Here is a 14774-nt window from a genome sequence, read left to right as displayed (position 1 = left end):
TTTTTTAGTTGCTTTTGAAAGGGTCGCTCAAAACAACGAGGGTGATGAGATCGCGCAGGCCCTTATTTTTTTCCTGTACATCTTGCTCTATTGCATCAATCGCTGGTCGATCAGTAATGCCCAACTCGCGACCAATCGCATAGGTCAGCAATTTTTCTGTCAGACAGCGCGTGAACTCTGCGTGGCGCTTTGCCACTATCTTGCGAAATTCGACGAAGGATTGGAAGGTCTCGCCACTCGGCAATTGTCCCGAGGGATCAATCGTTGCGCTTCTGGTATAGTGGGTTCGCCAACCGCCGATCGCATCAAAGTTTTCCAGCGCGAAACCAGGGGGATCAATTTTGCTATGGCATTGGGCACAGGTCGGCATCTCGCGGTGCTTGACCAGTTGATCTCTGATGGTCGTTGCCCCGCGCGTGTCTGGCTCAATCTCGGGCACATCGTCCGGCGGTGGCGGCGGTGTGTATCCCAACAAATTTTCCAGCACATAAATCCCGCGCACCACGGGCGAAGTATCTACGCCATTGGCCGAAGCCATGAGAAAACTGCCCTGGCCCATCAAACCTCCGCGTGGCGTCCCGATGAGGGGAACCCGGCGAAAATGATCTCCCTCAATACCTTCTATCCCATAATGCCGGGCGAGTTCCCGATTGAGAAAGGAATAATCAGCAGAAAGAAATTCGCGGGGCGAGAGATTGTTATCGAGTACGTGCCGAAAAAACGTCTCTGTTTCAGTCGCCATAGCAGGGCCGAGGTTGTCGCGAAAATAGACTCTAAAATCGGGGGAGGGTGGCATCTCACCAATATTGTCATAGTGGAGCCACACGCGAATGAAATTTTTAACAAAGCGGTGCGATTTTGTGTCTTTGAGCATGCGATAGATCTGCTTACTGAGCGTGGCCGGGTCGCTGAGTTTATTCTGTTGGGCAAGTGCTATCAGTTCATCATCCGGTGCAGAAGACCACAAAAAATAGGATAATCGAGCCGCCAGAGAATAATCGTCCAGAGCGCCCTCGCCTTCATGCAAAAACAGAAAAGCAGGCGAACTGAGAATGGTCTGAAAACCCAGTTGTAATGCGGTTAACGGCTCCATGCCATTGCTGAGTTTTTCATGCGCAAGCGACTCAAATGGTGCCAGTTCTCCGGGCCGCAAGGGCCTGCGAAAAGCGGCTGTGGCAAATGCACGCAAACGCTCTGAAATGCGCTTTTGATCCAGGTCCTCGGGTTTTAGGTCGCCATACATCAACTGATGTCCGCGTGGAGGCCAGTCTTTCTCTTGAGGACCACTAACCTGAATTTCCCAAATCCTTAGCTTAGGCCCGCGATAAACCTTGAGCAGCGCGTGATTTCTTTTATTTCCCGCTTTCTGATCCACAAAGGGCAAGATTTCGGGTTTTGGATTTTTTGCTCTGGTAAGTTTGCGTACCAGGGCTTTGGTTGCCAGCGTTCCATTGCGAAAACGAACCTCGGGCTCAAATCCTTTTTCCAGATAAACATCCCATTCAAACCATTGAGGCGCTTCGCGGGTCAGTTCAACGGTTGCAAGCGTGTATTCGCGCGTAATATTGCCCGTGCTCTCTACACTGCCTTTGCGATCTACTGCCGCCAACTCCAGCACAAGCGGATCGCCTTTGGAAAAATCGTTGAGTTCTCTGTCATAATGATGATTGCGATCAATTGCTGCCGCCTGTACCCTTATGGTGTAGGTACCACTGACAGGGGCGCCACCATTCGCCAGCGGATAAAAGCCAATATGACCACCGCGGTAGTGACGTCCAGTGAGATCATCGTATCCCGTATCTGACACAAACCGAAAGCGATCCTCTCTAAAGACCTTGGGCAAGGACAAGGAATTGGCCTGTTTGTTTGTAAAATAGAAGGGTGATTTTTGCACGTAAGTTTTGGCTTCGGGTCTGGCTTCAAAATGCGTGGCGCGTGTGACGGCTTCTTCTGCAACGCGCAAATAGTGATCGAGCAACATGCCCGACGTGACAAGCCCGGCAGCATTGTTATCAAAGCCCTTGACTTTCACTTCGGGCGGAAAATCCTCCGTCGGATCCCAGGCTTCCATATTCAGACCGAGTAAATCGCCGAGTGTCTGGCGATATTCCCAGGCGTTGAGCCGTCTCAGAGGTGTGCGCTGTCCTTTGCCCGACAATCGCATACGCGCTTCAGCAATTGATGTTGTAATCATCTGAACAGTGGCGAGCACCTCATCTTTACCCGGCTGCATCTGACGCTTCGGTGGCATCGACTGCAGGTTGAGCTGATCGACAATATCCTGCCAGAGTTCTAATTCTTTGAAGTTGGCGATTGTCTCGGAGAACTGATCAAAGCGCCGATCGGCTTTTTGCACGCTTGGACCGTGGCACTTGACACAATATTGTGTGAGAAATGCCCTGGGTAGTTCTGCCCAGACAGAATGCGCGCATAGCGTGAAGGCAATGACCATCAAAATTCGTTTCATGAAATCTCCATCGCAGAAAAGGTCCCTGTGCTTTTGCCAAAGCTGTCTCGCTCTACACCAAACCACTGCAAGACGGAAAGCCAGAGATTTGACAGTGGGATCCGTTTGTGTGCCTCAGCAGGACATACGAGATGTCCCTGATGTCTCAAACCGCCTCCAGCGAGAATTACTGGCAAATTCCTATTGGAATGCCTTGAGCCATCGCCCATGCCACTTCCCAGAACGACCAGCGTGTCGTCAAGCACATTTGCTTCTTTGAGGCGATCCATAAAACGACTAAACTGAGTCAACAAATATTTTTCTACAATCTGCAGGTCTTTCAATCGCCCCTCCTCCTGGCCGTGATGCGAAAGACCGTGATATCCTCCGAGGTTGAGTTCGGACGTCTTAAAGCCCATGGGGATTTCAAAGGTCACAACCCGTGTCGAGTCTGTCTGTAATGCCAGTGTTAGCAGATCGTAGAAAAGCGGCATTTCCTCAATTTGCATCCGTTCGAGGTCTTCCACGGGTTCGATTGGAGATTCGGGCTTGGGTCTGTCGAGCCATTCGCGCGACATTTGCAGGCGACGCTCGACGTCGCGCACCGAAGTCAGGTATTGATCGAGCTTACCGCGGTCCGCCGCATTCAACTGCCCATCGAGTGTCTTTGCCGACTCGATTAAGGCGTCAAGCACACTGCCCCGATTTGATAACGCACGGCGCTCTGCGCTTCGCATAGCTTCATCATTCTGTACAAACAAAGCCTGAAAAATGCGGGCGGGATTGTTAATCGGTGCCACGTTTACGCCCGACCGCGTCCAGACCATGTCTGTGCCCCTGCCCAGCCCTGCAGTAATTGAGGGAAAGCGCGTTGTACTGCCCACATACTCAGCCGCTACCTGGTCCAGTGTCATATTTTTTTCGGGGAAACCTGCGGCTTCTTCCTTGCGTATGCTGCTCAGAAATACATGTACGCCGGAGTGCCCACCGCCCGTACCGTGATCGAGATTTGAAAAGATAGTAAAATCATTTCGGTGTGAATCGATATACTTCAGCGTCAGGCTCGTTTCATAGTCCTTACCGGACTGCTCGGGAAAAAATCCACCCGGCCAGAATCCCAGATGATTGCCCACGCAGACCAGACGCCTCGGATTCGCCGCACCGTACACCATGTTGCTTTCTAAGAAGGGCAAAGATAGTGCTACGCCAGCGCCCTGTAAGAAGTGCCGACGATTAACCCGCGCTTGCAAAAGTTCAGAGATGACGTTCATGCTTATCCTCTTCTATATTAAGTTAGGATCTCTATGCCAAAATTCGTTCTAATATAGCAGGTAATAAAATCTTTTGTCAAGCCGGCGATTGATGTCTTCGCCTTGCGCTTCACTCGCATTGGCGATATTCGATCTGTTCGATTGCTTGGATGCGATCAGCCCTTGACCTGGAATCAGGATCACGATGGTTTGCAAATCGTTTTGCCCGACGAGAAACCAAACGATCAGGCGTATGCATTTAAGATCGAGATAGACGGTGAGATTGATTTGGAGATGTAACATCATTGGATAGGGGTTCAGATTGTCGTTCTTCCCTGATACAGTAATGGATGTATGATCCCAATCGCGTCAATCTCAGACTGGAGATCGGCGGGGAGGGGACCACGCTCAATGGCGTCGATATTCGATTCGACTTCATGAGGATTTTTGAAGCCAGTCACAATACATTTGAGACGCTGCTCAGGCAGTAGCCAGCGCAGGGTGAGTTCCGGCAACTCCAGACCCGATGATGCCTGGATGTCCAGGTATTTGCAATAAGCGCGGTGGAAGCCTTCATCCATCCATTCGGGAAGATGGTTACGCCAGTCTGACCTGGCAACGGCAAGCCAGCCCTTCATAAACATCGCACCACCAACCACTCCTACGCCCTCTTTTTCGGTAAGGGGAAGCAGAAAGCGAGTAGCGTTGCGATAAATCGGATTGTATTGGTGTGCGACCATCATTGAGTCCAATTCCGTGGCGCTGACCAGCCGAGCAAGGCGTCGTGCATCTTTACCAGTGATGCCAATGAAGCGTGTCTTGCCTTGTTTCTTTGCAATGCGAAGAAACTCCAAACAGGGTGCCGCCGGAAAGTCATACTCTTCCTCGTCTATAATCAGCGGTCCTCCGTGGGATATGGCAATCTCTTTAGGCACAGGATCATCTGACCACCACTTTCGCTGATCTGCCTCATGTAGCTGGATCAGATCCACATAGTCGGTCTGAAGCCTGCCCAGACTCTCTTCAAATTGTCGCATGAGAGAATTGACTGTGCGGTGTCCCCCCGGGTCTTTTACACCACCTACCTTGGTCGCCAAGAATACCTTTTCCCGGCGACCTCGCAATGCCTCACCTAACATACGCTCATCTTTGCCTTTGCCATAGGCGGCAGCCGTATCGAAGTAATTGATCCCCCGGTCAACTGCCAGGGCAATACATTCGTTTACACCTTGTTGGCCTTGGCCAGCCATAAAAGCTGTGCCCAGACCAAGTTCGCTGACATTCACGCCCGTATTTCCAAGTGCTCGACGCTTCATATGAATACCGTACTCCTTTCGCCGTCATGTTGCTTTTCTCGCATACACGCCGGCAGTCAAACATTGAACGGAATGACTCTGTCAATTCAAGTGGTTGTCCAGGAATCCCAATACTCTCGCGAAGGCGGCTTTCACTCGAGGGTCCCACCAGCGTCCATCGAATCCGTGACCGCCGCCCTCAATTGTAACCATCTCGTGATCTACGCCCGCCTCCTTCAGACGGTTCTGCATACGCACAGACAGTTCGTAAGGCACGTCGGTGTCGTCTGTCCCGTGTAGCAACAGCGTTGGCGGATAGTTCGCATCGATGTTTTGATCTGGGCAGTACGGCGTGAAAAACTCGGGATCCTTCGCAGGATCGACGCCGAGTTCATCTGCGTTCGACCGAATCCATCCAAACGCATCGCGGACGTCTGCTATGATCTCCGGTAGTTTGGTCTCAGGGGTGAGCCGGTAGTCGATCGAGATGACTTTGTATCCCGCATCCACGTAGCGAGCCGCGTGGCTCTGACCGTTTTCTCGACTGCCCATTATGAGTGCCCCGCCGTGAATCCACACTACGGCGGGGGATATTTTGGCCATCTCTTCCGACGAGTACACGTCGAGATGGATGTCGCAGTCTGTCGTCTTCTTGAAGGCGTAGGTTCGGCGTAGGAGTGTAAAAATAGGTTCCGGCAAAGTTATCCTCGTTATTGAAGAAGCCCCAGATGATCCAGCTTTTGCCGAAGGCCGTCGGCTCCAGTATAGGTGTGTCCGGCTATGCCCAATCTGGTCGCCGCTGCCACATGTCCGGCTTTGTCGTCTATGAACAGAGCCTGTCCCGGAGTTGCGCCCACGGTATCCAGGGCTGTGAAGTAGATGTTGGGATCGGGTTTTGTAAACCCGACCTCTGAGGAGTTGATGATGTAATCGAAATCCTCGGCGATGCCCAATCGCCGAAGATCTGAGGGTAATCTCGATGTCGCATTGCTGATGAGGACTAACTTAGCCTTTTCCCGACAAGTCCGCAAGATCTCCAGGACCTCCAAATCGACTTCTCCCGGCGATGCGGACCAGAGTTCAACCGCGCGCTCCGCGTCGGCTTCCGGGAAGTCCTTGCTGAGCAGGTCCGCAATTCTCCGCCGCCACTCATCGTCAGAGATTCGTCCTGTGATCACCAGGGGGAGCAAGTCATCTGAGAATGCAATCCCGAAAATGGCTCCTTCGGGTAACCCGGTTGCACGCTCAGCCTTTCGGTGTATTTCAGGGGACCAGATCCGAATTACCCCATCAAGGTCTGTCAAGATTACGTTCGTCATTTCAATCAGGTTCGACCGCATTCTCCAAAATGGTAAATTTGCGCCGATCAGAGTCGATTTCTGCTTGAATCCCATACGGAAGAACGAACATCGGATCTGTGTGCCCAAAATCCATCTGCGTAATTATGGGGAGCGAAGTCAGTCCTTCCTCGTCAGCGACTATCTGAAGTATGGCGTCGTCATAAGCGTGAAACGAATCAGGCGACAACTCGTGGCCACCTGGTCTTCCAAAGAGAATTCCACTCAAAGATGGAAGAATATCCATCGCAGCAAGAGACCGGAAAAATCGGGTTACCGTACTTGGCGGCGGTGTTTCTTCAGACGTTTCGATAAAGAGTATCGCACCTTTCCACACTTCCTTGTCAGGCCAAACGTCTGTACTTCTTATCCAGTCGAGAACTTCGAGGCAACCACCTATGAGGTGTCCTTCCGTTTGCCCTTCTCCCTGGAGATACTGCCAACCCGCAGAGCCTTGAAGGATCCTCTTTCTTTTTTGATTCGCAGGATTTGCCCAGTCAAGACGTTCGACGGTCCAGCCATCTCGATTCTCCGGTATTTCACCAATATTTCCAGAATCAAATAAGGTCCGTCTAACGGAGTTCACCATGTAGGGAAACAACCCACCGTTCTCGGCAAATCCTGCCATAATTGCTGGACCATAAAAGGAGACAATGCCCGCCTTTAGGCACGCAAAGTGGGAAACGGTCGTATCGGAATATCCCACGAAGGGCTTCGGATTCTTCCTGATAAGATCAAGGTCCAGGTGACGAAGAATTCTAATCGAGTCATCGCCGCCAATAGTCGATATAATTCCTTTGATTTCTGAGTTTGAAAAGGCTTCCATCAAGTCATCCGCACGCGCTTTTGGATTCTCAGAGAGCCATTTTGGCTCTCTGAGTGTATGAGGCATCTCGATTACGACCAGGCCAAATGCTTCTTCCAGTTGTTTTTTTCCAGCTTCATATCGATGTGGAATTAGCCCCGGTCCACCCCATGACAGAGATACAGTGGCTACCTTATCTCCCTCTTGAAGCTTTGGTGGTTTAGTAAGCGATGGTTTCATTTTAATCTGTTCGGTTTCACCCAGACTGAAACATGGCTGTGACTTACGCCAGTAAATGGCTCTTGATCCCAACCTGCCCAGCGTTCCACTAATATCATTCCAGCAAGCTGAGCCATCAAATCGAGCTCCGCTGGCCAGACGTATCTAAATGGTGTAGAAAACAGCTCTATATTGCCATCGACGATTCGGGCGTGATGAGACGTTAGACCCTGCGAGACAACATCATACTCATCAACACCCCAATGCTTTTCGCTGAGGTCGTAAGCGAGTAACGTCTCACTTTTCGCCAGGCGCTGAAGCTGAGGAACCATAACTTCGATAACGAAATGGCCTCCAGGCTTGAGATGCACTGCCGCATTACGAAAGCAAGCTACTTGAGACGTCTGTGTCGTGAGGTTCATGATTGTGTTGAACACGAGGTATACCAAAGAGAACGAGCCATCAACAATAGTTGTCGAAAAATCGCCAATCGTTACATCAACTTCTTCGCCATCTTGCTTCAACTTAAGCCTCTCGATCATTGCCTTGGACATGTCCACACCATGCACAGGGACTCCTCGCCGGGCAAGTGGCAATGCGATTCGCCCTGTGCCAATGCCGAATTCAAGGGCACTTCCATCACCCGAAAGCTTGACAAGAAAATTGACGATAGGATCAACTACTGCAGGATCGAACATCTCGGCATCATCATCGTACGTCGCCGCTCTTCGTTCATTAAAGTAGCTGTCATCCATAATCTACCTCTACGAGAATTGTCCAAAAAAATATTGTTTGTAGCTCCACCAAAACGGGTCAAGCCCACTTGACTAAACGAAAACCCCGTGCGTGGGAAATGCACACGGGGCTGAAAACACGAATTTATCCTCAGGCTTCTATTCATCTTACCCACTCCTCAATGAACCCGACATACTCAGGCACAGGCATCATTTGTAGATCTTTGTCCCTAAAGCCCTCGGCCTCTCTCTTTTGATAAAAGTCCGCCATAAACTCGTTGAACTCATCTGTTCACTTAGCCCGTTTCCATTTTTGTATGGATCCATCTCGTTCGTGGATGACGACATCCCTACCCTTCGAAATCTTGCTTGCGTTTCTTTCGGCAGCGGACTTAGTGCTGTAGATTTTTGAAGCTTTGGAATTCCCTTCCTTCTTGACTGCCCAACCATCTTTTCTTGAGATGACATGCACTCTTTGGCCATTGGTTGCTTGTGAATTTCTTGCCATGGCAGGTCCTTTCTCATCTTCGCAGGTGCCTATCTAAGTCTTCTGACAATATATCAAAATGTGTAGATAAACGAAAGCGATTAGCCCCCTTTTTTTTATTTTTTTACACACTATGCTTGCTGTCACTTCCCATTCTTGGTAGCAACGAAGATCATCTCTTTTTCGTGTTCGGAATTCAGGGTCTCGTCTGTCCAATCCCCTTTGACATCGACATCTTGAAAGCCTGCCAATTCCAGCATCCACATCAGTTCATTTCGATGGTACCAGTGCGTCTGTCCGGTGTGAATTTCTTCCTTTATGAGACGATTACCTTCGTATAGTTCATATCGCCGTTCTCGGACAGCATATTGCGCCACCGTATCTTCAAAAATCTTGTGGTGGTAAACCAGCAGACGCTTTCTGTCTTCAAGCTCCTTGTTGGCGATCTGTTTCCACTCGCCAGGCCATGCGTGAATCTCTTTGGGGCCCCAGTAATAAAAACTATGGGCTGGGGCAACATTAAAGGCGAGAATTCCACCAGGCTCCAAATGAGCGTGGCATCGGCGGAGCGTTTCCAATGCCGCTCGCCGCCCCATTACACACTGGAAACCGCCGCACGGGATATAGATGGCATTAAAACGATTGGGGAGATCCAACTGCTGCATTTGCTGCTCATAGAGCACGGGGTCCAGCCCCATCGCGTTCGCATGCTGGCGACATACAGATAGCATATCGCCCGAAATGTCCACCCCCTGTACATCAAATCCTTCTTGCAAAAAGGTCAGTAGTAACCGCCCCGCTCCGCATCCCAGTTCCAGGGTCTTACCTCCAGTTTTCTCAAGGATACCTCTGTAGAATGACTTGTCTCTGCGGGGGTCTGACGTCGATATCGTAGCCCAATGAAGTGCGGAGAGTCCAGTATATAGATCTCGTTCATCGAATTTCATGAAAATATCCTCCAAAATGTTTAAAGATTCACCAATGATTTAGCCTATAAAAACACTTTAAAGGATGCATTTTTGAGGAGGCATGGTATGCTTTCAATAAGATAAAGCGGAGACATTCAGTATCCGGGTTTTGTTTTTCCGCTTCAAAAAAGATTCCCTTGTGCGCGGGAATTGCGGCCTATCACCGTGATCGGCTCGGCCATTCCTATACAGACATTGCCACTCACAAGGTTCCAGTCACTGTGCCCACTCTCGACGATGCCTCGCGTCTGGCACGGTGTGTCGCCTCCAACCGTCGGAGATTTGTCAACATCATCGGCGCAACGGTTGCCCTGAACAAGAAATCTTTTGGCATTGTGCAGACGCAGGGCGGGATAAGTTCCTGGCTCCTTCCAGGAATTGCTACGGAGGATGTTCCCGACGATCACATGTTCCACGCCATCGCTTGCGTTAATGCCCCATTTGCCATTCTCTGAGCATACATTGTTGCTGATGATGTTGTGATGATCCTCCCCGTGCCCTACACCGCCGATGCCACTGTGTTCGTTGCCTGTGAACACGCTATCGCTGCATATAGAGTCGCGCACATGGCCGCAGAAGTACAGACCGTCTCCGCCGTTTCCAATGGCGATGTTGTGTGACCAAATGCTGCGTTCCAGACCTGTACCGGGATGGTATCCGTGTCCGCGACAAAAGCGAACCTGACAGTGGGTGACCTGCGCATCCGAGCCGCCCTGCACACTGATGCCGTCACTCGGCCAGTCGATGACCGCTACATTCTGGATGCGTACACCTCTACAGTAGATAGTGTGTACAGCGCTGTAAGTGAAGTCTTGCCACCAGCGCCCTTTGGGATCTCTCGATCCGCGTAGCGTCAGATCGCGCAGGCTCACGTCATCTCTCCTAACAGCGGTAATGCCCGGGAAGAGGCCGACGATCTGGGCACCCTCTTTCACCCTCAGGCCCCTGTTCAGTGGCTCACTCAAGCGAACGAGGTTGCCCTTTATCGACCTCACCAGCGCGTGGGTTCCATCCCACCATTGGCGAGGACGGTCGGTCAACCCGACGCCATCGTCTGCTACAAAAGGCACTCGTCCGCGCAAGTAGATGTTGCGGGAACCTTTGCGGGCATCTCGAATCAGGAATAGTGCCCTGGGTGCAGCTATCGTCAGTTCAGTCGCTGATCCATCGCCGATGAGGCTTATGCCACTTCGGAGGACAATTGACTGACGTAGCCGCCATTTGCCTGCCGGAATCCGAACGCTCCCACCTCGCTCGCCAAGGGCGTCAATCGCCTCCTGAATCCCCGAGGTAGCCGAATCCTGATCGAGAGATGCCGTGATTATTTTGCTCATCATAGGCTTTCAATACCTTTTCATCAGGGCCTGTATCCCATAATCGTACCCATCTATTGGTTTATGTGAATGGGGTGTAGTTCTCGGTTACTTTTGCGCCCTTATGTTTTTTATCACACAAAAAACAACCTGCGCTCATAACCGTGCTGTTATACGCTGGCAGAAATTCAACTCTACTGGTTTAGCCCATCTATCAATTCCATTCGGATGAAGTCGAACTCGCCTCCATTTGTCCTATTCATATAGTGTTCAACTTCCCTAAAACCAACTCGTTTATATACCTTGATTGCTCGTTTATTGAAAGCCGCAACATGAAGTTGGATGGTTTTCGGTGAGAATCGAGATTGTGCAAAAACCAAACCTGCGCGAACAAAATCTGCCCCTAAACCTTTACCCGTTAGATCTGGATGAAGTCCTAAACCAAAAATCACTACGCCTTCTTTGTTCTGGAACGCAAAGAACCCCACTAATTCGCCTGCGCCATCTCGAACAGCGAACATGGACTCGCCCCGAAGAGCAGGATTAAGAAGCTCTGCTAAATCTTCGGGATCCGCTTCAGGATCATAAAAGGCGTATTCATCCTCATAATGCCATGAAGCAATTTTCTCAGCATTTGATTGATCCAATGGTTCAATGTAGAATTGCATCAGAACAGCTCCATAGATTTTCCTGCTGGCGTATAACGTTATGCCGGTTTGCGAACCCACAAAGCGGGTTGTCGTAGGCCAAGGCGCCACCAGCACCGCAGCGGAACACCGTGTTGTTAGCCGAAGTCGATCTATTTTCAAAGTTACATTTTTCTCACTATGAAGTATGCACGTCTGCCCAGCTCATAGGGCTCGCAATCCAGTGACGAAAAAGTATCGCACACCTCGAAACCTACCTCGGAAAAGAGGAATGTCAACTCTCGAAATCCATAGACCTGCATGGAGCTTGTCTTCGTCTCGGAAATTCCGTTCGCAACCAGAGTCCATTCAGTATCAATCCGGCTCTCCGTGTGTCTGTATTTTATGTCCTCCAGGACAGTTGTTTCACCTACTTTGCTCCAACTGCGAAGCTGGAGTCTTGGGAGTATTGTTTCAGCGACGTTGGGAATATCCAGAGCAAATTTCGAACCAGTCTTGAGCGTTCGATGCACTGCCTCGAGGAATCGCCTATTTCCGTCGTCGTCGAAGTATCCGAAACTTCCCCAAAAACAGAATGCTGCATCAAATGTCTCAATCCAGGACAGATCCCTCATATCCATCTCAACAAGCTCAAGACCAGGATTCGCTCCTTGTGAAGCGGATTGCGCCTCTTGAAGAAGGACGGTTGTAATGTCAACGCCGGTTACTTTATAGCCTCTCTCAGCCAGCGGAATCGCCAATCTGCCATTGCCACACGGCACATCGAGAACCCGACATCCTGGCTTCAAATTGAGCACGCGCACCAGAAAGTTTACCTCTTCTGAGGTACGCTCTGCTCGCATGTTTCTTTGAACGTCGAGCCAGTTTCCAGAAAAAAAGGTGGTCCACCACTCATTACTCACGTTTCGCCTCACTGCACAAGGTTACGTCTTGTCGGCAACATTCAATCCTTTCAATCGTATCATTCGCGATATGCATCCACCTTTCATTAGAATGCTCGAATGCCTTTAAAGCATTGAGAACTTCATCATCTGGGTAAATAACATCTGTGAAGCGAAACAGGGCTTGCGGCAGACTTGATGTATCATTTAACTTTTTGAGCCAGAAATCTCTGTAAATCAATAAATAGTGGTTCTCAAGTTCCAATACTTTTTCACATATACTTCGCAATTTTTGCTTTGCATGTGCTTCTTCAGGAATGCAATACTCCCATTGCGTTCTACAGGTTTCCCATATATCGGTCAAAAAATCTGCCCAAGCATCATTGATGTGGTTCCTATAAAGTTGAAATGCTTCACTTTTACCAAGCACATATGAATGTGTTTCGATGGCGACAATAGGGATAATAATTTGATACAAGAGTGCAATTAGGTCTTTGGTACCTTTTGGATACTGTGCGCCATTGAGTGAATAGACTTCCCTCTGATCATATCCGAAGAACTCACCTTCTGGATCGGGGAAGTCCAGTGGATAGATAAGAACCTCCCGGTCGCGAATATCTTTCTGATTGATTACATTCATACAATTTCGGATATATTCGTCAACCGAAGGAATCGGAAATGTATCTCTCACTTCTTCCCCATATACCAAACGACCTATGAGTTTGAAAATACCATTATAGCCTACTGGTTGCCGATCATCTTTAGGAGAAATCCCCAGTTCGATGGGCGTCATCAAATCACATAACCAGCCAATTTGACGCGCTTTGCTTCTTTCTTTTTTGCTGTATCCTCCTTTAAACAGAGGATGTATATCAAGATCGCTGGTCGAGATAGCCGTGCCATTTGCATAGCTGCCCACGAGATAATAACTGCAGATTCTATCGGGAAATATTCGCTCGAAGATACCGATGACTCCCTGTATTATCTGATCGACTTGGGAGTATCCAGTTGAATTCGTCAGCGAAACACTATTTAGCGTATTCTCTAATAGATTTTCATCTTCTTCTGATAATGGCATTTTCACCTCTAATAGTAAGATCGAAAGGACTGACTTGCCTATTCTGTCACAACCGCTTCAGGTGAGACGCGAACTGATGACAATATCAAGTAGGTAAAAGCCACCATCATTATAGCAGCTGAAATCAACAGTGTTGCCTCCCAGCCAAAAGTTTCACCAAGGTAGCCACCTGACAATGCCGCAATCGGAATTATTCCGAATACGACAAGACGCCTGGTGGCATTGATTCTACCTAACAGTCTATCTGGAGTCACTGCTTGCCTCAGGCTAATCTGGCTTATGCTGAAGAGGGTCAAGGCCAGGCTAAAGACTGCCTGGATAGCAATGACGGCTGGGAGCTTCATCCAACCGAAGTGGCCTGCGAAAGGAAGCACGCCCATCGCAATGCCCTCAAGTAGCAACGCAATAATCATCAACCAGCCTGCACCCATCCGCTTTGCAAGTGGAACAGCGGATAGGGCCCCGATAATCGAGGCACCTCCTGCAACAGATCCGATGATTCCCAGCCAGATCGGAGTAATGTCCAGGGTGCGAACAAGAAAAAGTGTCCAAACTGTATGTTGTACAGCACCTGCTGCACTTGCAAGAGCAGTCCCGATAGTCATGGCTCTCAGAATAGGGTGACTGAATAGGGTCGATATTCCCTCCTTAATGGCAGCTATCACCCTTTGGTCCATCCTGGTCCTGATATTATCAGATTCATCAAATCGGATCCTCAATAGGAATAGACCAGATAAGAAGTACGAGACTGAATCCACAAGTATTGCCAACGGTGCACCGAGAATATCGACAAGGTATCCAGCTGCTCCGGGTCCTGCTACATTCGTTGTCGAAGTGCTTAGCTGAAGTCGGGCATTCCCCTCGACCAGATCTTTCCGTTTCACGATGGAAGGCAAAAACGATGTTGAGGCAAGGACGTACATCATCGCGAGTGTACCACTTATAAAAGCCACAATATATAGCAACTCTATGGATAGCCAGCCAAGCAGAGTTGCTGCGGGGACCAGACCTATGATCAATCCCTGTCCGAACGCACTCGCGACCAGTATGGGCTTTCGTTTGGCTCGATCAATCCAGACACCAGCCAGGAGGGCGAAGAGCAGTACTGGAAGATGCGTTGCCGCGTTGAGGAATCCCATTTCCTTCGCGCCAACCTGAAGCGTTATTACTGCAACAAGGGGAAGCGCAAGGTTGGTGACAGAAGAGCCAAGATCCGAAATAGTGACGCTGCTCCAGAGCTTGGCAAAGTCAGAATTGGAGCGCGCCAGCCGAAAGAGGCCGCCCTCAGATGCTCTACTCATTTGAAATACTCTC

Annotated in this window: 14 protein-coding genes; 1 reads left to right on the top strand and 13 read right to left on the bottom strand. The window is 49.7% G+C overall.

What is annotated here, in order from left to right:
• Window positions 1-4: 4 nt before the first annotated feature.
• Complete coding sequence (locus tag OXH16_14010) at window positions 5-2467, bottom strand: DUF1592 domain-containing protein (protein MCY3682511.1); 2463 nt, start codon at window positions 2465-2467, stop codon at window positions 5-7.
• Entirely contained in the window at window positions 2464-3717 is a 1254-nt protein-coding gene (locus tag OXH16_14005) for a DUF1552 domain-containing protein (protein MCY3682510.1), read from the bottom strand. The genes OXH16_14010 and OXH16_14005 overlap by 4 nt, the downstream gene beginning before the upstream one ends.
• Before the next feature lie 102 nt (window positions 3718-3819).
• Here OXH16_14005 and OXH16_14000 point away from each other — a divergent pair, with 102 nt between their 5' ends.
• Window positions 3820-3996, top strand: a complete 177-nt coding sequence (locus OXH16_14000; GenBank protein ID MCY3682509.1) for a hypothetical protein — start codon at window positions 3820-3822, stop codon at window positions 3994-3996.
• 17 nt (window positions 3997-4013) lie between these two features.
• On the opposite strand, the gene OXH16_13995 is transcribed toward OXH16_14000, so the two are convergent.
• The 11 genes from OXH16_13995 to OXH16_13945 all read right to left on the bottom strand — a co-directional run bounded on the left by OXH16_13995 (window position 4014) and on the right by OXH16_13945 (window position 14761).
• A complete protein-coding gene (locus OXH16_13995) occupies window positions 4014-5012 on the bottom strand; it encodes an aldo/keto reductase (protein ID MCY3682508.1) in 999 nt (332 codons plus the stop codon).
• A gap of 81 nt (window positions 5013-5093) precedes the next feature.
• A complete protein-coding gene (locus OXH16_13990) occupies window positions 5094-5690 on the bottom strand; it encodes an alpha/beta hydrolase (GenBank protein ID MCY3682507.1) in 597 nt (198 codons plus the stop codon).
• A gap of 11 nt (window positions 5691-5701) precedes the next feature.
• Window positions 5702-6331 (bottom strand): HAD-IA family hydrolase, encoded by a 630-nt coding sequence (locus OXH16_13985; GenBank protein MCY3682506.1) that lies wholly within the window; start codon window positions 6329-6331, stop codon window positions 5702-5704.
• Window positions 6312-7373 (bottom strand): LD-carboxypeptidase, encoded by a 1062-nt coding sequence (locus OXH16_13980; GenBank protein ID MCY3682505.1) that lies wholly within the window; start codon window positions 7371-7373, stop codon window positions 6312-6314. Before OXH16_13980 ends, OXH16_13985 begins: the two co-directional genes overlap by 20 nt.
• A complete protein-coding gene (locus OXH16_13975; protein ID MCY3682504.1) occupies window positions 7370-8107 on the bottom strand; it encodes a class I SAM-dependent methyltransferase in 738 nt (245 codons plus the stop codon). Before OXH16_13975 ends, OXH16_13980 begins: the two co-directional genes overlap by 4 nt.
• A 609-nt stretch (window positions 8108-8716) precedes the next feature.
• Window positions 8717-9520 carry a methyltransferase domain-containing protein gene (locus tag OXH16_13970; GenBank protein MCY3682503.1) on the bottom strand — a complete coding sequence of 268 codons (804 nt, stop codon included), beginning with the start codon at window positions 9518-9520 and terminating at the stop codon, window positions 8717-8719.
• Window positions 9521-9663: 143 nt separating this feature from the next.
• Window positions 9664-10878 carry a right-handed parallel beta-helix repeat-containing protein gene (locus OXH16_13965; GenBank protein MCY3682502.1) on the bottom strand — a complete coding sequence of 405 codons (1215 nt, stop codon included), beginning with the start codon at window positions 10876-10878 and terminating at the stop codon, window positions 9664-9666.
• Between the two features lie 170 nt (window positions 10879-11048).
• Window positions 11049-11522 carry a GNAT family protein gene (locus OXH16_13960; GenBank protein MCY3682501.1) on the bottom strand — a complete coding sequence of 158 codons (474 nt, stop codon included), beginning with the start codon at window positions 11520-11522 and terminating at the stop codon, window positions 11049-11051.
• Window positions 11523-11665: 143 nt separating this feature from the next.
• A complete protein-coding gene (locus OXH16_13955; GenBank protein MCY3682500.1) occupies window positions 11666-12403 on the bottom strand; it encodes a methyltransferase domain-containing protein in 738 nt (245 codons plus the stop codon).
• The gene (locus tag OXH16_13950; GenBank protein MCY3682499.1) at window positions 12396-13460 is read right to left on the bottom strand and encodes a nucleotidyltransferase domain-containing protein; all 1065 of its coding nucleotides are present in this window, start codon (window positions 13458-13460) and stop codon (window positions 12396-12398) included. Before OXH16_13950 ends, OXH16_13955 begins: the two co-directional genes overlap by 8 nt.
• 38 nt (window positions 13461-13498) lie before the next feature.
• The gene (locus OXH16_13945) at window positions 13499-14761 is read right to left on the bottom strand and encodes an MFS transporter (protein MCY3682498.1); all 1263 of its coding nucleotides are present in this window, start codon (window positions 14759-14761) and stop codon (window positions 13499-13501) included.
• Window positions 14762-14774: the final 13 nt, after the last annotated feature.

It is taken from the genome of Gemmatimonadota bacterium, from assembly GCA_026705765.1.
Lineage (GTDB): Bacteria > Latescibacterota > UBA2968 > UBA2968 > UBA2968 > VXRD01.
Note: the sequence above shows the minus strand (reverse complement) of the source record. Positions and strands in the feature narration are given on the sequence as shown.

What these genes read in the sequence shown, in the direction of transcription:
- OXH16_13995 (MCY3682508.1), bottom strand. Translation starts at nt 5,012, where the DNA reads ATGAAGCGTCGAGCACTTGGAAATACGGGCGTGAATGTCAGCGAACTT.
- OXH16_14005 (MCY3682510.1), bottom strand. Translation starts at nt 3,717, where the DNA reads ATGAACGTCATCTCTGAACTTTTGCAAGCGCGGGTTAATCGTCGGCAC.
- OXH16_13965 (MCY3682502.1), bottom strand. Translation starts at nt 10,878, where the DNA reads ATGATGAGCAAAATAATCACGGCATCTCTCGATCAGGATTCGGCTACC.
- OXH16_13975 (MCY3682504.1), bottom strand. Translation starts at nt 8,107, where the DNA reads ATGGATGACAGCTACTTTAATGAACGAAGAGCGGCGACGTACGATGAT.
- OXH16_13980 (MCY3682505.1), bottom strand. Translation starts at nt 7,373, where the DNA reads ATGAAACCATCGCTTACTAAACCACCAAAGCTTCAAGAGGGAGATAAG.
- OXH16_13960 (MCY3682501.1), bottom strand. Translation starts at nt 11,522, where the DNA reads ATGCAATTCTACATTGAACCATTGGATCAATCAAATGCTGAGAAAATT.
- OXH16_13985 (MCY3682506.1), bottom strand. Translation starts at nt 6,331, where the DNA reads ATGCGGTCGAACCTGATTGAAATGACGAACGTAATCTTGACAGACCTT.
- OXH16_13950 (MCY3682499.1), bottom strand. Translation starts at nt 13,460, where the DNA reads ATGCCATTATCAGAAGAAGATGAAAATCTATTAGAGAATACGCTAAAT.
- OXH16_13970 (MCY3682503.1), bottom strand. Translation starts at nt 9,520, where the DNA reads ATGAAATTCGATGAACGAGATCTATATACTGGACTCTCCGCACTTCAT.
- OXH16_13945 (MCY3682498.1), bottom strand. Translation starts at nt 14,761, where the DNA reads ATGAGTAGAGCATCTGAGGGCGGCCTCTTTCGGCTGGCGCGCTCCAAT.
- OXH16_14010 (MCY3682511.1), bottom strand. Translation starts at nt 2,467, where the DNA reads ATGAAACGAATTTTGATGGTCATTGCCTTCACGCTATGCGCGCATTCT.